Source organism: Mucilaginibacter rigui (assembly GCF_014773275.1).
Taxonomy (GTDB): domain Bacteria; phylum Bacteroidota; class Bacteroidia; order Sphingobacteriales; family Sphingobacteriaceae; genus Mucilaginibacter; species Mucilaginibacter rigui_A.
In genome coordinates this window covers 409,593-428,311 of record NZ_JACWMW010000002.1, presented here as the reverse complement: position 1 = coordinate 428,311, position 18,719 = coordinate 409,593, and the positions used below count along the sequence as shown (strand labels likewise).

Below are 18,719 nucleotides of genomic sequence, written 5' to 3'. Positions count from 1 at the left end.
ACAGTATGACCTTATTTTTGCAATAGCCAACCGGTAATTGCTTCCATGGCCTTATCATGAAGCTGCGTGATCATGTCTTCCGAGGACTTCATCTGATCGAGTATGCTCATAGCCTTTATCATCGCGGTAGAGTCTTCATAAGACTGGTGGATAAGTTCTGTAAAACGCACTCCGTAAAAATAATCGCTTAGACAGAACAGTCGCTTAATGGCATCCGGATGTGATACATTTTCTTTGTTATCAAATAAATAAAATGTATCAAATAAGGTGATCATTGTTGTTAACAGAAAAAACTTTCGTTCGGGACTTACGGGCTGGCGCTCTGTTTTGAGAACCAACAAAAATGCCATCAGGTCGGCGAAATATTCCTTCCTATGTTTCGGATTGGGTTCGTTAAGGAATATCATATCTGATGGGCGGAGACCACTAATCTCCATCAAGTCACCATTGAGAAAATGACCAATCTCGTGAAAGATAATAAAGCGCTCCTGAACATTTAACATTTCAAAGTGTGCGACAGCATAGCTTTCTTCCAGCACGATAAATGGCCCATCAGCCCTTTTGGTCTGGGAAAACGCCGCAATATATTCATCGCGCATTGCCTTGATCTCTCCTGCATTCGGTTTACGGCCAGGATAACGGTTACAGAATTTCAAAGCTTCGGGATTTGATTTAATTGCGCTGAGTTTACCCATTTTTGTAAGCAGGTCGATCAATGTCGTATTGATAAATACGGCATAAAAAGCCTTAGGTTTATAAACGGATATTTCCGCATTCACGGTCGTCGTTTCCAACGTAGTGAAGTGAAAGTGTTCATCAAATACCTTTCGATAAACTTCATTGAGCTGCCCCTTGAATTCAACGATAATTTCATCTATTACCCGTTGATACCGGGTATCCTCCGCATTATAATTATCGGACATTTCGAATTTATAATGAGCAGCCATAAATTTTTTGCGATGCGCCATATCCGCCGCATCGGGTCGGGTAACGTCCCGGAATTTTATCCGTTTGATGTAATTGGCGTACGCACGCGGATCGTTAAAAACAGGCATGGTGCAAATGTCCGGGTTTCATATGGCAATCGAAACACGTTTGACGATAATCTCTTATCTTCGTTTTAAATACAAATTATGACATCAGATCTAAACCCACAGGAAAATCAGGAACAGGAAATCATCGTTGATTTCACGCCTGTTGATGAAGCCAGCGCAGCAGACATCCGGACTTGTTTTGCAGACGACGAAGTGTTAGAGTCCAATTCTTTTATTGGTTCTACTATGGTTACGGTCATTCTTGTAGCCGGAAATCGCGCTTTAAATAAAGTGCTGAATTACTTTTTGGAGCGTCGGAAAACCCTTAAGGATGCAATAGTGAAGATCGGCAAAGACGAGATATCTCTGAGTGGTTATTCAATAGATGAAGTTAAAGCGCTGATCGAATCAGGGAGCGTGGAAAAACTGGTTAAAGAGTTTAATAAAAGTGGAAAAAAGTGATTACGTCGAATGGGTAATCAGCCGGATCAGGCCTCGCGCCCGGTTCGTTAGTGTTTCGCATACAGACGAGTTCATGCCCAAAGAAGCAGAGATCGGCACTGGATTCTCTTATGTTTCATTGTACGATGAAGAGATTGCTTCCAATGTGATTCGCACTAAAAATGGCATTATCCTTATTGACAATTCTTATCTCTCATCCTTCGCATATAACCTTGCGCTAAGCCGGGTTTATGCGGTTTCAATGCAGGAAAGTACTGGAACTGACGAAGCGCTACTTCTACGGTATAACCTCAAAAAATTCTATGGTGAACAGCTATTTTCCAAACACAACGATAGCTTTTCACGAGCTGTACTACTGGAAACTTTACTTTACGAGGAAAAGCACATGCGGCCTGTTTTCGCGAGTATTAAAGATAACGCTGATTTCCAATATACTGCATCGACACTTTCCCAGATCATGTCGAGCCTTGTGGTCAACCATGAAATGGGCCATTATTATTTGGACCACTCGCCAGAAATATGTGAACCTGTCTTTCTAAAGAATCAAACGGCCATTACGCCAATTCTGAATTTTGCTGAAGCTGAATATGGCAAACCTTTTGCGACAGAGGTTAAATGTGATGTTATCGCTGTCTATTCTGTACTACATCTCCATGAAAAGACAAGCGGCCTTTTATTTTGTCTACGCGCTATTGCATTCGGCTTTGCTGCTTTTGCAGCTACGTCCTCGCTGGCAAAGTCTGCCGCCTATACCGCAGCTTCGCATCGTAAAATCCAAGAAGAGATTGATTTGACCAGTATCAAAAAGACGCATATTGATTTTGATTATGCTATCGGTAAAGATTTGGATTTTATTGAAAGAGCAAAGCTAGTTATTCAATTATGCGCAAACATTGCGCAGGTCAATGGTATGAATCTATTCAGTAATGAACCAGCCTTTCCATTGCAGGACAACATCTTAGATCACATATTGAGCATCATGGATCAGGTGATGGAGTCGTCCGACCCTCTCGAAAGGGAAATGGCTTTACTGGTTTCGCAGGGATTTCATGGGCACCCTGACGGCATAGATTATTTGTATCTGAGATCTAAAGTTTACACCAGTTATCGCGACATCGGCAATTGACAGCAATTTAAGTTTACCGCCGATAAATACTTAGCTTTGAATAGCAAATAATTAATTAACAATTCGTGGATATCATCGCCGTTTTAAATCCCTTGTATCAAGATTTACTTGCCATTGAATACGATGGAATGATGTCTAATGCTAACTTCAATCGAATAACGAATACATTGGGGGTAACGGATGTTTATGCAGAAGCAGTTAATGATGCCCGTAAAGAAAAGGCAAATGATCAGTATGCATGGCTGATTGCAGGTAATTCGAATGAAGAGATACTTGGACATTTTTTGAATAAGATTTTCCAAAAGCCACATCCTGAATTTCAGGAGAAGTTCACTGCACTATTAACAGATACTCTACCAATCCTTGACTATGTACCAAGTATTACTGATATTCTCAGCGATCTGAGTTCTATTGGCTTTGAAAAAACTTATTTGGATAAGATCACTATGGCCTGGCAAAAAAATGAGCATAATTACGGAAAAAAGGTTGCTTATTTTCAGTCATTAGTAATCACTAGAGGTATTAACCGCCCAGTCAATGATGCACATTACGCACCATTAAGGGCGGATATTCTGAATCATCACGCTCTAAAAGAATATGTACCGGATTACATTGTAAATAATCCACAAATTCAGGGTTTTTGGGAATTTATTAAAGGGCAAGGCGGTTACCGTCTACGCGAAGCCTTTATAGCGGATACTTTCGAGCCTTTAATGAAAGCCTCACAGAATATTTTAAATGTAGCTCATGATACCATATTTACCAAGCCACATCAAAATATTGACATGGCTTTTATAGGTCACGATTGGAAAAAGGCCCTTAATCGCTTGAAAGACGACCCGGAAGCTGCAATTACTTCGGCAAGGTCTTTAACAGAAACTGTGTGTAAGTATATTTTAGATGCAAGTCATGTTGAGTTTGATGATAGTATTGATCTGATCAAACTTTATACACTTACCACTAAGCAATTAAATCTTTCGCCTGAAACCCATACTGAACCTATATTTAAACAAATACTTTCAGGATGTTTCTCTATTGTCGGCGGTTTAAGTGGGCTGCGTAACAAACACAGCGATGCTCACGGTAAAAAAATAACGAACATTAAACCGTCGGCAAGGCATGCAGAACTGGCGGTCAATATCGCAGGCGCTACGTGCAGCTTTCTTTTGCAGACATTCGAGTTTCGGCAGGAAAAAATAAATTAATGATGAACGTCGAAGTTCAGGAACACAAAATCATACTTTCTTTTATTAATTTCGGATAAATTATAGGTGATAATAGTTTATTTTCCAAATAGTTTATCGAAGAATGGCATATGTCTGTTCTTGGCATACTCCAGTAATTTTGCGAACGTCATTACTTCTATGTGTAAGTTATTATTCGCTTCCATCTTGTAGAATGTACCAAACGGGGTTTTCTGCCAACCTTTCCCGATATTATATTGCTCAAGCAACGGGGGCAAAACGTCAATAATCACGAATCCAAATTTGGGAGTTTCCTTTTTGACTATTACCTGTTTCCCTTTATAATTTTTCTTATCAGGAGAATACAAAAAATCCTCGAAATACGGTTCTATCAACTCAGAAAATTGCCAACGGTAATTTCCTTTTGTTTTTTGATGGGCTACTTCACCAGGTCGTTTAAACTCAAAAATTACCATTGAGTTTACTTCCCCATTACTTTTATCTCCAAAGCTAATGGGATTATCAAACATTTGGGGCTGTTCATCTAAGCAGATCAGATCCGGTTCTTTACTGCTTTTTTTCTGTGAATAAGATGTTATCGACTTATCTGAAGCTATGAACTTATAGCTTAGAAATCGTTCATCCAATAACCACAAATTATGCATTTCATAGCCAAGGTCTTCATTAGTAAAACCGAGAGGAAAAATTATATTGTGAATATCTTTTTCAAGCTTATACTTTCCCTCACTATCGGCTTCAAGAAATTTATCAAACAAATCAATGATAGCTTTTCTGCGCATCATGTAGTCTGCTAAACTATCAACGTCATATGCCGTTTTTTCCTGGATATCCTTTTTAACCTTTTGAATAGTGTCCTCGCTGATTTGTTTATTGTCTATGAAATCTTGAAGTTTACTTTCTACTGTTTTCCTGGCATGATAGGATATTCGATAAAGATGTTCTTCTTTTTTGTCATCGGTCAAATTAGGCGGAATTGACTTAAGCAGATCGGGGTTGTTTCTTAAGCTCTTGTACCTTGGCGCTTTTTGATCAATATAATTTTGAATTTCGGTTTGGCTTTTTTGCGATGCTTCCTTGATATGATCCTCATATTCTTCCTCAAGCACATTCACCAATGCTAATTCAATTTGGTCAAATGACAAGCTATCCTCATTACTGAATAAGCCTTCGTCCTCTTGGGGAATGGCAAAACCATTCCTTGTCTTGTAATTCTTTTTATTCAAGTAATCACTTACAACATAGATCTCCAAAAAATAAGGCTTCCCATCTTGTATAATTGGGTAGCTAAAAACACTATTGACCTTGCCAATACTTTTTGGCTGTCCAACAACTCTTGAATTTGCGCAATAGAAAATGTAATGATTCTTCCGGTTGTTTTCTTTAGGCACTTTGGTTATGTATGCCATGAAGAATTCGTTACCTACTTGGAACGTTCTCTCATTCTCTTTTGAAACTTGTTGAAACAGATCGTTGATTACCTCGCCTTCAGAATTGTCAGCGTCAAATATCCTGATCAGAGGCATTTGACCACTTAAATAATAAATTAAACAGTGGTGCATGATCTCTCTGGAAATTTCCTGAATGCTAATAGCCGTTTTATACTTAATTATTGGGTTAAAGCAATCGATGAGATCGATAGTTGTTTTTGGAATTTGAACATCCGATGACTCGTGTTTGATTGGAGTTACTTCGTTCTCTGGGTCGCAAGTAAATTCGCGATACTTCCAAATTCCATTCTCTTGATAATTGCTTCTTACATGCAATTCATTAAAGGCGGCTAAAACTGTAAATCGCCCAATTCCTTTGCAGCCAAAATCTCTGTTTACTCTAGAGAAGGGTGTTTCAAATGATTTGAAATTCTTTTCTGTAAAACCAACGCCATTATCAGTAATGGTTATGGACTTTATCGTATTCACACCATCAAAATGTAATTGGGATGGCGCATCCCCTCTTTTTACTTTAATTTGAATCTCCTTATTTGTAACATTTGACTGCATTAAGCTAATTATCGAATTAACAACGCATTCAAACAATGGAAGCAAAGCATCCTTTGGTGTCAGGTCTACGGTTTCAACAATATTTTGTACAGGAACAAACATCACTTTTAACTACTCTATAAATATATAACAAATGAATTTTTCGGCCGGTTAGCAAAATTTAACACAACATCAAAAGTAAAATAAATACTAATAATATTGGCATTTCTCACAATCTAATTAATCAGATATATTTTTAACCTCATTTTGTATGCTGCTGTTAAAATACAACTCTAAATGCCTTTTTTATTAAAGGAAAGCAAGTTATGTTTTGGTAATACCAAAACGACTTGCCCTACGGGTCAGCTGTGCTGATTGTGGCTACTTCACTGCGTTCAGCAGACCCTGGGAATTTAATTACAGCCTTTATTTTTCGGCGACTATGTTACGGTAGTACAGAAATGCTTGTGATAAAGTGTTTTTCAGATACGACAGCTTTGCACCATGGCAAGGCCGAAAAAAGATAGAGAACATAAGTTATCCAAGACAGTCGTATTTCGGTTGACAGAAGGCGAGCTGCAAAAATTGGAGCACTGGAGTGTCATGTGCGGACAGCACCTGGCTGTGATGATCCGGCAAAAGCTGTTTACCGGTAAATACCCGAAAACCGTTTTGCCGAAAGTAACCGTTGACCTTTATGCGGAACTAAACCGGATCGGTGTCAACATTAACCAGCTTACCAAGCAGGTTAATGCCGGGAGACTGCCAATTAGCCTTCGGGCGGTATTAGATGCGGTTGAAAAGCAACAACAGGAAATCATTAGACATTTACTGGATGATCGCGGTTGAAAAGTTTGGCTCTAACTTTATGGGCGCTTTGGCCTATAACCTTAAAAAGCTGAATCACCCCGATAAAGCCCAAAGGGCGGAATTACTGGCAAGCACTTTTTCTTCTCTTTCAGCCGGCAGCATCAAAAAAGAGGTGGATCTGATCAGAAGCCTGCGCCCTGCTCTATCAAAGTACGTCTGGCATACCAGCCTCAATTTTTCGAAAGATGAATACCCCGGCAACCTGAGTAATGAAAAGCTTTTGCAGATCGGATTAGAGTATATGCGGTCCATGGGTTACGATGATAACCAGCACCTGGTCATACGTCACTTTGATGCTGAACATCCGCACATTCATCTGCTGGTTAACCGTATCCGATTAGATGGAACGGTAGTTTCTGATAGTAATAACTACCGTAGGAGCCAATCAGTGCTGCGAAGATTAGAGCAGCAATATAACCTTATACCATTAGGGCGGGCGAACAATATAGCTATGCAGCTTAATGGCGATATAGCAAGCGATCGGGATAACAGCATATCAGCGGAACTTTATGACGGCAGAGCAAATGAGCAAGATAACAGTGCAGCAAGCTTGCCGGATAACCGAATATCTTCCTATCAGAATAGCCGGCGACCAACAGACCGAAATAACAAACTATCGCAGCGTTCATTGCGAAAGAATGAGATCGAGCGGACGATCAGGACCGGCTTTCCCTCCGACAAGGCACTATTACAGGCTATCCTTGATCCGATCATTTACGAGAGGAAACTGAATTTAAGTGAATTTATAGCGCGTTGTCATAAAGCCGAAGTCAGCCTTTTATTCAACCAGGCAAGTACTGGCAGAATAAGCGGTATAACCTATTTCATCAACGACTTTAAGATCAAAGGGCAATCTTTAGGAAACCGCTTCAAATGGGCGGAGATAGTTAAGTATATCGATTATGAGCAAGACAGAGACGGCAAGGCTGTTAGCGCTGCAAACAGCGGCACAAAAGCAAAGTACGGAGAACTTACCTACAGCTGGCCAGCTGGAAGCGACAAGAGTATGGGAGGAAGAACGACAGATGTTACTAAAAACTCTCGGCCTGATGCAGACCAACGCGACAGCGAACGCAAAGCTGCTACGGGAGATGGGCGACAAGAACGCAGAGATCATGAATCGCTTAACAAAACTGGAGCAAAAAGCAGTTTTACAGGGAAAGAGTTTGACGGTTCTGAAAATAATGATCGTAGTGATGTTTCTGATCGTGCTGATCGTAATTTATATAATTACCAGGGTATCGATATAACTGATGATGTCGATGATGAAGCGATACACGGAAGAAACAGGCACCGGCAAAAGCAAGCGAGGACTAACAGGAGGTAAAAGGAATGATGGCAAATGTGTTTGCCATATGTCACCATTAGTCTTTCAGTTTAAGATCCATAAATAGGTGATTCAAAAGCTCTTTGGGGTCGACATCTATCGCTAATGCAATGAGGTAAAGTTCATCAGCTCGAAGTTTTGTGCTGTTGTTCATAGACAATTCGCTAAGTCTTGACTTACTAATACCGGTCTTACGGGAAATTTCCGCTTTATTAACGGATTTCTTTGCCAGAAATAACCCAAGATTTGTCATTTATTTAGTTTTCCGTTACGTTTTTCCAGACTTAAAGTACAAGTGTTTAGGCGAACTGGATAAATAATTTGATTTTGTTTAGAAAATCTATACATTAGTAATGTTATTCTAAATTAGATTGGATTTATGGTAGGTAAGTTGTGTGAGATAAGCAGTTTTGACGATAAGGTATTTGAGAAAATACTCAAGCAATATCGCCTAACAATTTATTCATTCGGCAAACGAATGCTTAATGACAGTTATATAGTAGAAAATATAGTTCAAGACGCCTTTCTGAAACTTTGGAACTTCAGGCAGACGATAACCAGCGATGAGCATGCCCGGCGTTTTTTAATGCAGTCGGTTAAATGGGCATGTTACTCCTACTTTCGGAATTCAGACAGCAGGTTTCACCGTAATATGATCAGGTTGAATGATTACGATAACCCTGCTGATCTTTTTGGAGAGCACCCGGATGTTCAGACTTATAACGATCATACCGAAGCCCTGAATGAAAGCCGCCTGAATGAAGTTAAGGAAGCTATTGATAAGGTTTGCTATGGAAGGGAGAAAGAGGTCATGGAACTTCATTTTATCAAAGGGCTTAGCCATTCACAGATAGCCGAACGGTATCACCTTTCCATTCGTACCGTGACCGTGATCATCGAAAAGGGAACGGTTCGATTAAAGACCATATTGGTCACGGTTAAAACGCCTGTACATGATATACAACTAAGCCCGGCCCCCGGCTTTGTGGATAGTTTTAACCATATCGAGGGCTTGAACGAAGAGCAGAATAAGATCTACCATCTAAGGCTGACCGGCAGGTATGATTTTGAACAGATCGCTTCCTTCTTACAGTTACCCCTCGCATTCGTCCAAACGGAATATCTCAAGGCATGGAAGATAGCAGCCTGTCTGAAAAAGAAAAATGGCAAACCGGCTGGTCGGGCCAATAAGGGCATCTCCGGGCGGTACGGACTTTTAAGTGCTTGAAATGGCGGACAACATGTATATTACCCGGAAGATCCAGATCATAGTGAACAGCCCCGATAAGGATGTCGTATACGACGCTATTGGCAAGCTAATGCAATGGCAGCAGGCCTGTTATAAATGCGCTAACCTGATCTATACCCACCAGTTCCTCCAGGAACAGATCGCTGAGATGGTCTACCTCGCAGATGGTGTTAAACTGAAGATCAGCGACCATCATAAGGATGCTGACGGTATGCTGGTATCATCCCGTACCAATTCTACTTACAAAGTCCTTACAGAAAAATTCAAGGGTGTACTCCCAAGCAGTATCTACAATAACCTGAACAGCCAGCTGGTCTCCACCTTTTTAAAAGAAAGAGGGCTTTATGTCAACGGGGAGCGGTCGATCAGGAATTTCAAACGTTCCATTGCCATGCCCTTCAGTGCGGAGAATATCAGGCGGCTGACAGCGGGCGATCACGGAAACTTTACTTTTATCCTATTCGGCATCCCTTTCAGAACTTACCTCGGCAGGGGCTATGATGAGAAACGGGAACTGCTCCGGCAGGTTGTCAACGGTAAGATAAAGCTGGCATCCAGCTTTCTGAAAGTGGAGCAGAAGAAGGTCTTTTTGCTGGCCACATTCGAACAGGAAAAACAGTTTCATCTCTTAGGCGGGGCCATTATTGCCGAGGCATCCCTTTCATTGGAATATCCGCTTACCGTTAAGGTCGGCAAAGCAAGAATGACCATTGGCAGCAAGGAGGAGTTTCTACATCGGAGGATGGCGATACAGGCCGCCCGTAGCCGGGTGCAGGCATCGGTCGACGGGAACAAGGCGGGTCATGGCAAAGTTCGTAAACGTAAGCCCTTAGCCCATTATCAATCTTTAGAGAAGGACTACATCAAACACAAGCTGAATGTATACAGCAAGCGGTTGATTGATTTCTGCTTGCAGCACCGGGCAGCGACCCTGATATTGACCGGGCAGCAGGAAAAGGAAGAGATCGCTATGGCTGAACCTTTCCTCTTAAGGAACTGGAACTTTGCAGGGCTGAAAGAAATGATAGCATTCAAAGCAGCGAAGGTCGGTATCGACCTGATCGTGGAATAGCTGTCAATAAAATATGAGGCTGCTTGTACAGCCGTAGGGTGTGGCCTTGTTGCCTCACTGAATATGGATTGAACCTGAGATCACATCTGTATATACAACGGCTCGCTTATCGTGTAAAAATAAGCTTTCTATAAGTTGTACGGTTAAGTTATAAGCAGAACTTATAGTTCATTTAGATTTGGCGTCAAGGATTTTGGCGATGTCATCGTACTTGTAGTAGATGATGCCGCCAATTTTTGAGAACGGTAAAGTGCCGTTCATTCTCAGATTCTGAAGCGTTCCGGGCGATATCTTAAGTAGATTTTTGACCTGGTAGCTCTTAAGGAGTTTACCGGTCTCTGGTTTGTGGTTGCCTACGATCGACCTGATATCTTCTAACAGCCTCAGTCGAAATTCCTCTAAGTCGGATTTTGTTATGATCTCTAATGCCATTTTACTTTCTTTTTGCACAAAGATCATATTACTGCATTAAAATTCTTCGGTAGCTTTCCAGTACTACCGAAGAATAAATGATCTGTAGTTAAGCTTCGATCAAAGTTGCTAAGCATTACAATTCAGCTTATTTCTAAGTTGTCTCATATCGGCACTTAGCTTTTGCTCCCTGACCCTTGCGTATATCTGTGTAGTCGTGATTTTAGTGTGGCCGAGCATCTTGCTGACAGATTCTATCGGAACACCATTGCCCAGGGTTACGGTCGTCGCGAACGTGTGCCTTGCCATGTGTGTCGTAAGATTTTTCTTAATGCCGCACAAGTCTGCTATTTCTTTTAGGTACGCATTCATTTTTTGATTGCTTTTCATCGGCAGGATGCGGCCACTGATCATACATTCATCGTGCTCTTTGTATTTGTTGATAATAGCTATAGCCCGCGGCAGCAACGGTACATTGGCGGCTATGTCTGTCTTTGTCCGGTTGGTTCTCATCCACATTTCCCCGTCATTCCCAATGACGATGTTAGCGGCGGTTAATTTAGAGGCGTCAACAAAAGCATAACCCGTATAGCAGCTGAATAGAAAACAATCACGCACTTCTTCGAGTCGCTTGATAGCGAATTGCTTATTGGTAAGCGTTTCAAGCTCGTCCGGATTCAATTCTTCACGTGTTACTTTGCGCGTAGTACATTTGAAGGCTGAGAAAGGGTTGTAAGCTATCCAGTTGTTGTGTACCGCCAAAGAGATTATCCTTTTAAGTCGCTTGATATAAGCCATAGTCGTATTATGGTCGATACCTGCTTCGATCTTCAGATACTTTTCAAACCCCGTCACGAAGCTATATTCAAGTGTGTCGAGATAGATATCAGACTTGCCGTATTTTTGGAGAATGTACTCGGCAACCTTGCTTCGAATGGTCTTGTACTTTGTCAGCGTAGCTTTGACATAGTCCTTGCCGACCAGTTTCTGAATATCGTTATTGTGTTCGTCAAATACCAGAAGCAGTGACCGACGCTCAGCGGGTACGCCTGTGTATTTATTTTTTATTTCCTCGGCGGATATGTATTCGCTGTTCTTCTGCAATTCACTGTAGATCTGGAAGATCTCTTCGGAGACCTGGTGAATATGATTGTTGACCGTACGGACTTCGTTTCCGTTTCCTTTCATATAGCCGGTCTTGGCATCCCATTTAGCAGGATTAACTTTCTTTTTTAGCGAGATCTCCGCCCTTTTGCCCATAACAGTCACTCTTGCGTATAGGGGCATAAGGCCATTAACATCTGATTTTGCTTTGTTCGCCCAGATCAGGATCGAAAAGCTGTTAGAATTCTTCATAAGTAACCAATTTTTTGATAAAAGATTTAATAAAATTTGAATCGTTTTAATGCCATTCGACATCGGGTTAATTCATTCAAAATCAATTAATTAAATCTATATTCGGTTACCTAAATTAGGTGATTCAAACAGGTAACCGAATAGGTAACCGGGAGAATCATAAAACTTAGTCTGAAACGAGCGCTTTTGGCATAAAAAAAGCGCCTAAATCATTGATTTAAGCGCTTTTGGTGGGTTTTGACACCCTTTTAGCGGAATGGACGGGACTCGAACCCGCGACCTCCTGCGTGACAGGCAGGCATTCTAACCAGCTGAACTACCACTCCGTTTGGGATTGCAAATATACGCACCTTTTTCTTTTACACAACTCTTTTTTAAAATTTCTCATTTTAATTGTTTTTAGCCTAATTGGCGTCAAATAGACGGTTTTTAAAAAATTACTTTAAATTCGTTTTTTGATACCCAATTATTAATCGTCCACGTAATTCTTAAAGATCAATAGCATGCTGTTATTAGGCATTGATGTAGGCACCTCTTCGGTAAAAGTATGCATTGTTGATGCTGAAAACCAGCGCGTTATTGCTTCCGCGCAATATCCTGACGAGGAATCACCCATCAAATCCCTGCAAACCGGCTGGGCTGAGCAATCGCCAGATATGTGGTGGCTGCAAACACAGAAGGCCCTGGCAATTTGCAATAAAAAGGGTGGGTACCACCTTAAAAATATTTCTGCAATTGGCATTGCTTACCAGATGCATGGGCTGGTTTTGGTAGATAAAGAGCAGAAAATTCTGCGCGACAGCATCATTTGGTGCGATAGCCGGGCGGTAGAAATCGGCGATAAAGCCTTTACCGATATCGGTACCGAAACCTGCCTGTCGCACATGCTTAACTCGCCAGGCAACTTCACGGCGGCAAAACTGGCCTGGGTAAAACAAAATGAACCGGGCATTTACAACCGCATAGATAAGATCATGCTTCCCGGCGACTACATTGCCATGAAACTTACCGGCGAAATAACCACCTCGGCTTCGGCATTATCAGAAGGTATTTTTTTCGATTTTCAGTTTAATGGTATCTCAAAAGATATTACAGATTACTTTGGCTTTAGCAATACACTGTTCCCAACCGTTAAGCCGGTTTTCTCGGCCCATGGCAGGGTAACGGAAAAGGTTGCTGCCTTATTAGGGCTAACAGCCGGAACCCCGGTTACCTATAAGGCCGGCGACCAGCCCAACAACGCCTTATCTTTAAACGTGCTGAAACCCGGTGAGGTGGCTGCAACAGCAGGAACATCAGGTGTTATATATGGCGTGAGCGACCAGTTGGCTTTCGACCAACAATCGCGCGTAAACACCTTTGCACATGTTAATTATACCAATGAACGTAAAAGGCTTGGCGTTTTACTTTGTATAAACGGCACGGGCAGTTTGTACCGGTGGGTAAAGAATACATTCGGCATATCGCTTAGTTATGAGCAGATGAATAAACTGGCAGAAAGCGCCCCGCAGGGCAGCGATGGCCTGCGTATACTTCCATTTGGCAACGGTGCCGAGCGAATGCTGAACAATAAACAGGTAGGCGCGCACCTGCACAATATAGACCTGAACCTGCATACGCCCGCCCATATCTTTAGGGCTGCGCAAGAAGGTATTGCCTGCGCCTTCAGATACGGGCTTGATATTATGCGCGAGAACGGGATGAACCCAACTGTGATCCGCGCAGGTAAAACCAATATGTTTTTAAGCAACCTGTTTACCCAAACATTTGTGAACGCTACGGGTGTACCTGTAGAGCTTTATAACAACGATGGCAGCATTGGCGCAGCATTAGGAGCCGGCATTGGTGCCGAGATCTTTCCTTCACAGGCTGAAGCATTCAGCAAGGCGGAGCGGATTGGCTATGTGGAACCTACTGGTGCCGCTGCTTTCGAAAGCATATACCAGGATTGGAAAAATATTCTTGAACAGCACCTGGAAGCGAAGCAGGACGACAAGAATCAGGAAGCAGGACGTAAACCTATCAATAAATAATAAATCATTATAAATCTACTACTATGAGCATTGTAACCGGTGAGAAAACATTTTTTAAAGGAATAGAACAGATAAAGTACGAGGGCCCGAGATCTGATAACCCTCTGGCATTTCGGTGGTACGATGCAGATAAGGTGATCAACGGTAAATCCATGAAAGACCACCTGCGCTTTGCCTGTGCTTACTGGCACTCGTTCTGTGGTAACGGCGCCGATCCGTTTGGCGAACCAACCCACATCTTCCCGTGGGCCGTAAAGGCTGATGCTGTAGAACGCGCCAAAGATAAAATGGACGCCGCCTTTGAGTTTATCACTAAAATGAATTTACCCTACTACTGCTTCCATGATGTGGATGTTGTTGATTATACCAACGATGTTACGGAGAACGACCGCCGCCTGCAGGCTTTGGTTGAGTATGCCAAACAAAAGCAAGCCGCAAGTGGTGTAAAACTACTTTGGGGTACATCAAACCTGTTTAGTAACCGCAGGTATATGAACGGGGCTTCTACAAACCCCGATTTTCATGTACTGGCACATGCAGGGGCGCAGGTAAAGGCGGCTATTGATGCTACCATTGCCCTTGGTGGCGAAAACTATGTTTTTTGGGGCGGCCGCGAAGGATACATGACCTTACTGAATACCGATATGAAACGTGAGCAGGAACACTTCGCTAAATTTTTGCATACGGCTAAAGATTATGCACGTAAACAGGGCTTTAAAGGCTCGTTTTTTATAGAACCAAAGCCATGCGAGCCAACCAAACACCAGTATGATTATGACGCGGCAACGGTATTGGGTTTTTTGCAGAAGTATGACCTGCTGAACGATTTTAAACTGAACCTTGAGGTTAACCACGCCACGCTGGCCGGCCATACGTTTCAGCACGAACTGCAGGTAGCTGCCGATGCGGGGTTGCTGGGTTCAATAGATGCCAACCGTGGCGATAACCAGAATGGCTGGGATACTGACCAGTTCCCGAATGATATTACCGAGGTTACTGAGTATATGCTGATCATACTGCAAGCCGGTGGTTTTGCAGGTGGCGGTATAAACTTTGATGCCAAGATCCGCCGTAACTCTACCGACCCGACCGACCTGTTTTATGCCCACATAGGCGGGATGGATGTTTTTGCAAGGGCGCTGATCATTGCCAACGATATTTTGCAGCGATCGGATTATAAAAAGATAAGGCAGGAACGTTACGCCTCGTTTGATAGCGGCAAGGGTAAAGATTACGAAGCCGGAAAACTATCGCTTGAAGATCTGCGCCAATATGCTATTGATAATGGCGAACCTGCAACCATCAGCGGCAAACAAGAGTATCTTGAAAATTTGATTAACCGATATATATAACTATTATTAGCCTACCAATTTATAAACCTATTTTAAAACCCCTTAGCAGATAAATGAAGACCCTATCTAACGGCGATTATGCTGTGTTTTTTATCTATTTTATAATTGTATCGTTATACGGATACTGGATCTACAGGCGTAAGCATAATGCCGACGCAACGTCTAAAGATTATTTCCTGGCCGAGGGGTCGCTTACCTGGTGGGCAATTGGCGCATCACTTATAGCCTCAAACATCTCTGCCGAGCAGTTCATCGGCACCAGCGGTTCGGCATTTAAAATGGGGCTGGCTATATCTACCTACGAGTGGATGGCGGCAGCTACCTTAATTATTGTAGCTATATTTTTCATCCCCATATATCTGAAGAACAAGATTTTCACCATGCCGCAGTTTTTAAATCAGCGGTACAACGGCACAGTAGCCATGGTTATGGCTATTTTTTGGCTGTTGCTATATATCGTGGTAAATTTAATGTCTATACTTTACCTGGGGGCATTGGCCATAAGCGGCATATCCGGAATTGATATAACAGTATGTATAACACTACTGGCGGTATTCGCGGTTTTTATTACCCTGGGTGGCATGAAGGTGATTGGCTACACCGATGTTATACAGGTATTTGTATTGATACTGGGCGGTTTGGTTGCCACATATTTAGCATTGAATCTGATCAGCGAAAAATCGGGCACTACCGGTTTATGGAACGGCCTTAGCATTATGCGCACAGAGGCTGCCGATCACTTTCATATGATATTTGACAAAAGCAATCCTAATTATATGGAGATGCCGGGCTTATCGGTACTTATTGGTGGTATGATCATCGTAAACCTTAACTACTGGGGCTGTAACCAATACATTACCCAGCGCGCCTTAGGTGCCGATTTAAAAACAGCCCGTGCGGGTATCCTGTTCGCGGCATTTTTAAAATTGCTGATGCCTGTTATTGTAGTATTGCCGGGCATTGCAGCTTACCTGCTTTATCAAAAAGGGATGTTTCACCAGGAGATGATGAGCTCAAAGGGCATTATGGACCCAAATAAAGCTTATCCATCGCTTTTAAACCTTTTACCAAATTACTTAAAGGGCTTATCGTTCGCGGCGCTTACAGCCGCTATTGTGGCCTCGCTTGCGGGTAAGGCAAACAGTATTGCCACCATATTTACATTAGATATTTACAAGAAAGCTATTAACCCCGAGGCTAACGATAAAAGCCTTGTTAAGTTAGGCAAATGGGCAGTTGTAGTGGCTATGGCGCTGGGCGTAATTATGTCATTGCTTATTGGCGAACAATTAATGGGCGAAGGTAAACAAGGTTTCCAGTACATACAGGAGTACACCGGTTTCGTATCGCCGGGCATATTTGCTATGTTCATCCTGGGCTTTTTCTGGAAAAAGGCCACCTCTAACGGCGCGTTGTTTGCCACCATTGGCGGCTTCTGCTTCTCGGTATTCTTTAAGTTTTTACCCCACTATGCTAACCTCGCTTTCTTAAACCAGTTTGGTTTTTCTAAACTGAACGAAAAGGGCGTTTACGAGATCCCGTTTATCGACAGGATGGGTTTTGTATTCCTGCTATGCGTTTTGGGTATGTACATCATTTCAAAAATAGACCACGCCAAAGGTGTTAAAGCCAAAGGGCTGGAAATTGATGCCGCTATGTTTAAAACATCCCGCGCGTTTACTGCCGGTGCATTACTGGTAGGCGGTATTATTGTAGCGCTGTACTCCTTCTTCTGGTAATACCATTAAACCTGATATGCAAAAAGCGGCCTTTACCCGGGCCGCTTTTTTTATGCTTGTTGATACCAAAACAAGCGCGTAGGATACTTTGTTGTAATGTAAACCAACAGGCCATGAATAACCCAACCGAAAATATACCGCCACAAACCGAAGGCGAAAAAACTGATGTGATCCATTTTGCCGATTGCACATCTATAGAGGAAGCACACCACCTATTCTTATTAGCTAAAGACCGGCTTAAGGACATCTCGCAATGGCATGTATTAAGCGGGCCGCATTCGGCTAAGTTTGCCCTAACAGATGCTGCAGGTAACGAAGTTTATAAAATGGCCGAAAAAGGCGACCTCTTTTATATTAATCTGCCTGCCCCCGGTCCGCTTGCAGGTGATGGGAAGGAATGGGTAAGGATAGAGGCGATAGAAGAAGTTGACGACGCTACCGCCGAAAGTGAATATATCACCATGACCGTGAGACCTGTTGCCAGCCCTATGCACCCCGATAGGGCCACTGCACACTTTTTTGCCCACCAGTCAACCAATACATTTATTGTAGAGCGGTACCTGACCCATGTTAGCGCGGCTTCATACGGCCGTAACGAAACGCCCAATAACAAGGGCGTTGGTTTGTATGATACCGTTCGTAATACCATAATTGCCCTTGCGGCCCGCGAAGGCCTCTCAGGGCCGCAATGGAAATCGCTGGTTAGCGGCATATTAGAAAAGTAATAATTTTTATTTAGCTACTTTATTTTAAACTAATGGCTAAGTTTATAGTCTAAATGAATGTCACACTTATAAACTTTAAACTTCACCAAATTGAAAAAAATAATCTTACTTACAGCAGCAGCTCTATTTTGCTTATCAGGCGCCTTTGCACAGGTAGGTGTAAATCCGGCAACTTCACCATTTATTTTTACTGATTTTACAACAGGAACCGTCTTCCAGAAAAACGGGGCAACACTTGATGCTATACTTAACTACAACACCATAACCCAAGAGATGATGTTTGATCAAAATGGCAGCAAGCTGGTTTTAGATCAAAGCGGTAATATAGATAGCATTGCTATCCAGGGCCGTTTACTTGTACCCGGTAAAGTAGGTTTTTATGAAAAGCTTACAAAAACCCCCGTTGCCTTATATGTACAATACAAAGGTAAAATAGTTAAAGGGGATGCGCTTGGTGGCCGCATAGGCACCTCAAATTCAACCCTTAACGGCACACTGGGTGGCAGCAAGAGCAGTTCGGACAAACCCGGCAATTATGATATTAAACTGGCCGACGGTTATATAATGGATACACAAAACATTTATTGGTTAAAAAAAGGTAACGATTATATACCAGTACCTAATTTAAAAGCTTTCGCTAAACAGTTCCCAAGTAAAGAAGCCCCTATAGACGCCTTTATAAAAGAAAACAACATTGCCTTTGGCAAAGTACATGACATGATAAAGCTAACAGAGTTTAGCAATAAATAAGCAACTGTTTACATCGTATAAAATACTTCTTA

At 42.2% G+C, this 18,719-nt stretch carries 17 protein-coding genes and 1 tRNA gene; 12 read left to right on the top strand and 6 right to left on the bottom strand.

Features of this window, described 5'->3' with window-relative positions; genetic code table 11:
- Positions 1-11: 11 nt before the first annotated feature.
- A complete protein-coding gene (locus IDJ75_RS09045; RefSeq protein ID WP_191175303.1) occupies positions 12-1,055 on the bottom strand; it encodes a hypothetical protein in 1,044 nt (347 codons plus the stop codon).
- Positions 1,056-1,133: 78 nt separating this feature from the next.
- Here IDJ75_RS09045 and IDJ75_RS09040 point away from each other — a divergent pair, with 78 nt between their 5' ends.
- The 3 genes from IDJ75_RS09040 to IDJ75_RS21375 all read left to right on the top strand — a co-directional run bounded on the left by IDJ75_RS09040 (position 1,134) and on the right by IDJ75_RS21375 (position 3,827).
- Positions 1,134-1,496 (top strand): hypothetical protein, encoded by a 363-nt coding sequence (locus IDJ75_RS09040; RefSeq protein WP_191175302.1) that lies wholly within the window; start codon positions 1,134-1,136, stop codon positions 1,494-1,496.
- A 73-nt stretch (positions 1,497-1,569) separates the two neighbouring features.
- Complete coding sequence (locus tag IDJ75_RS09035; protein ID WP_191175301.1) at positions 1,570-2,622, top strand: hypothetical protein; 1,053 nt, start codon at positions 1,570-1,572, stop codon at positions 2,620-2,622.
- Positions 2,623-2,687: 65 nt separating this feature from the next.
- Positions 2,688-3,827, top strand: coding sequence for an abortive infection family protein (locus IDJ75_RS21375; RefSeq protein WP_191175300.1), 1,140 nt, complete (start codon positions 2,688-2,690; stop codon positions 3,825-3,827).
- A 77-nt stretch (positions 3,828-3,904) separates the two neighbouring features.
- Here the strand turns inward: IDJ75_RS21375 and IDJ75_RS09025 are convergent, their stop codons facing one another.
- The gene (locus IDJ75_RS09025; RefSeq protein WP_191175299.1) at positions 3,905-5,926 is read right to left on the bottom strand and encodes a hypothetical protein; all 2,022 of its coding nucleotides are present in this window, start codon (positions 5,924-5,926) and stop codon (positions 3,905-3,907) included.
- A 381-nt stretch (positions 5,927-6,307) separates the two neighbouring features.
- Between IDJ75_RS09025 and mobC the strand changes: the two genes are divergently transcribed.
- The gene (gene mobC, locus IDJ75_RS09020) at positions 6,308-6,652 is read left to right on the top strand and encodes a plasmid mobilization relaxosome protein MobC (protein ID WP_191175298.1); all 345 of its coding nucleotides are present in this window, start codon (positions 6,308-6,310) and stop codon (positions 6,650-6,652) included.
- On the top strand, positions 6,639-8,000 hold the full coding sequence (locus IDJ75_RS09015) for a relaxase/mobilization nuclease domain-containing protein (protein WP_191175297.1): 1,362 nt from the start codon (positions 6,639-6,641) through the stop codon (positions 7,998-8,000). Before mobC ends, IDJ75_RS09015 begins: the two co-directional genes overlap by 14 nt.
- Before the next feature lie 37 nt (positions 8,001-8,037).
- Here IDJ75_RS09015 and IDJ75_RS09010 read toward each other — a convergent pair whose 3' ends face one another.
- A complete protein-coding gene (locus tag IDJ75_RS09010; protein WP_191175296.1) occupies positions 8,038-8,253 on the bottom strand; it encodes a helix-turn-helix domain-containing protein in 216 nt (71 codons plus the stop codon).
- 126 nt (positions 8,254-8,379) lie between these two features.
- Here IDJ75_RS09010 and IDJ75_RS09005 point away from each other — a divergent pair, with 126 nt between their 5' ends.
- Positions 8,380-9,228 (top strand): RNA polymerase sigma factor, encoded by an 849-nt coding sequence (locus IDJ75_RS09005; protein WP_191175295.1) that lies wholly within the window; start codon positions 8,380-8,382, stop codon positions 9,226-9,228.
- A 1-nt stretch (position 9,229) separates the two neighbouring features.
- Positions 9,230-10,321, top strand: a complete 1,092-nt coding sequence (locus tag IDJ75_RS09000) for a hypothetical protein (RefSeq protein WP_191175294.1) — start codon at positions 9,230-9,232, stop codon at positions 10,319-10,321.
- A gap of 168 nt (positions 10,322-10,489) precedes the next feature.
- On the opposite strand, the gene IDJ75_RS08995 is transcribed toward IDJ75_RS09000, so the two are convergent.
- The 3 genes from IDJ75_RS08995 to IDJ75_RS08985 form a co-directional block, all read right to left on the bottom strand.
- Positions 10,490-10,753, bottom strand: a complete 264-nt coding sequence (locus IDJ75_RS08995; protein ID WP_191175293.1) for a helix-turn-helix domain-containing protein — start codon at positions 10,751-10,753, stop codon at positions 10,490-10,492.
- 108 nt (positions 10,754-10,861) lie between these two features.
- On the bottom strand, positions 10,862-12,088 hold the full coding sequence (locus tag IDJ75_RS08990) for a site-specific integrase (RefSeq protein WP_191175292.1): 1,227 nt from the start codon (positions 12,086-12,088) through the stop codon (positions 10,862-10,864).
- A gap of 252 nt (positions 12,089-12,340) precedes the next feature.
- Positions 12,341-12,414: transfer RNA gene (locus IDJ75_RS08985), tRNA-Asp, on the bottom strand.
- A 177-nt stretch (positions 12,415-12,591) separates the two neighbouring features.
- On the opposite strand from IDJ75_RS08985, the gene IDJ75_RS08980 reads away from it, so the two are divergent.
- The 5 genes from IDJ75_RS08980 to IDJ75_RS08960 all read left to right on the top strand — a co-directional run bounded on the left by IDJ75_RS08980 (position 12,592) and on the right by IDJ75_RS08960 (position 18,687).
- On the top strand, positions 12,592-14,121 hold the full coding sequence (locus IDJ75_RS08980) for a xylulokinase (RefSeq protein WP_191175291.1): 1,530 nt from the start codon (positions 12,592-12,594) through the stop codon (positions 14,119-14,121).
- A 23-nt stretch (positions 14,122-14,144) separates the two neighbouring features.
- Positions 14,145-15,473: a xylose isomerase gene (gene xylA, locus IDJ75_RS08975; RefSeq protein ID WP_191175290.1), complete on the top strand. Its 1,329-nt coding sequence runs from the start codon at positions 14,145-14,147 to the stop codon at positions 15,471-15,473.
- 53 nt (positions 15,474-15,526) lie between these two features.
- A complete protein-coding gene (locus IDJ75_RS08970; RefSeq protein ID WP_191175289.1) occupies positions 15,527-17,212 on the top strand; it encodes a sodium/sugar symporter in 1,686 nt (561 codons plus the stop codon).
- A gap of 113 nt (positions 17,213-17,325) precedes the next feature.
- Complete coding sequence (locus tag IDJ75_RS08965) at positions 17,326-17,937, top strand: hypothetical protein (RefSeq protein WP_191175288.1); 612 nt, start codon at positions 17,326-17,328, stop codon at positions 17,935-17,937.
- Positions 17,938-18,027: 90 nt separating this feature from the next.
- Complete coding sequence (locus tag IDJ75_RS08960; protein WP_191175287.1) at positions 18,028-18,687, top strand: hypothetical protein; 660 nt, start codon at positions 18,028-18,030, stop codon at positions 18,685-18,687.
- Positions 18,688-18,719: the final 32 nt, after the last annotated feature.

Coding starts and splice junctions, on each gene's coding strand:
- IDJ75_RS09045 (WP_191175303.1), bottom strand. CDS start 1,055: ATGCCTGTTTTTAACGATCCGCGTGCGTACGCCAATTACATCAAACGG.
- IDJ75_RS09040 (WP_191175302.1), top strand. CDS start 1,134: ATGACATCAGATCTAAACCCACAGGAAAATCAGGAACAGGAAATCATC.
- IDJ75_RS09035 (WP_191175301.1), top strand. CDS start 1,570: ATGCCCAAAGAAGCAGAGATCGGCACTGGATTCTCTTATGTTTCATTG.
- IDJ75_RS09025 (WP_191175299.1), bottom strand. CDS start 5,926: ATGTTTGTTCCTGTACAAAATATTGTTGAAACCGTAGACCTGACACCA.
- mobC (WP_191175298.1), top strand. CDS start 6,308: ATGGCAAGGCCGAAAAAAGATAGAGAACATAAGTTATCCAAGACAGTC.
- IDJ75_RS09015 (WP_191175297.1), top strand. CDS start 6,639: ATGATCGCGGTTGAAAAGTTTGGCTCTAACTTTATGGGCGCTTTGGCC.
- IDJ75_RS09010 (WP_191175296.1), bottom strand. CDS start 8,253: ATGACAAATCTTGGGTTATTTCTGGCAAAGAAATCCGTTAATAAAGCG.
- IDJ75_RS09005 (WP_191175295.1), top strand. CDS start 8,380: ATGGTAGGTAAGTTGTGTGAGATAAGCAGTTTTGACGATAAGGTATTT.
- IDJ75_RS09000 (WP_191175294.1), top strand. CDS start 9,230: ATGGCGGACAACATGTATATTACCCGGAAGATCCAGATCATAGTGAAC.
- IDJ75_RS08995 (WP_191175293.1), bottom strand. CDS start 10,753: ATGGCATTAGAGATCATAACAAAATCCGACTTAGAGGAATTTCGACTG.
- IDJ75_RS08990 (WP_191175292.1), bottom strand. CDS start 12,088: ATGAAGAATTCTAACAGCTTTTCGATCCTGATCTGGGCGAACAAAGCA.
- IDJ75_RS08980 (WP_191175291.1), top strand. CDS start 12,592: ATGCTGTTATTAGGCATTGATGTAGGCACCTCTTCGGTAAAAGTATGC.
- xylA (WP_191175290.1), top strand. CDS start 14,145: ATGAGCATTGTAACCGGTGAGAAAACATTTTTTAAAGGAATAGAACAG.
- IDJ75_RS08970 (WP_191175289.1), top strand. CDS start 15,527: ATGAAGACCCTATCTAACGGCGATTATGCTGTGTTTTTTATCTATTTT.
- IDJ75_RS08965 (WP_191175288.1), top strand. CDS start 17,326: ATGAATAACCCAACCGAAAATATACCGCCACAAACCGAAGGCGAAAAA.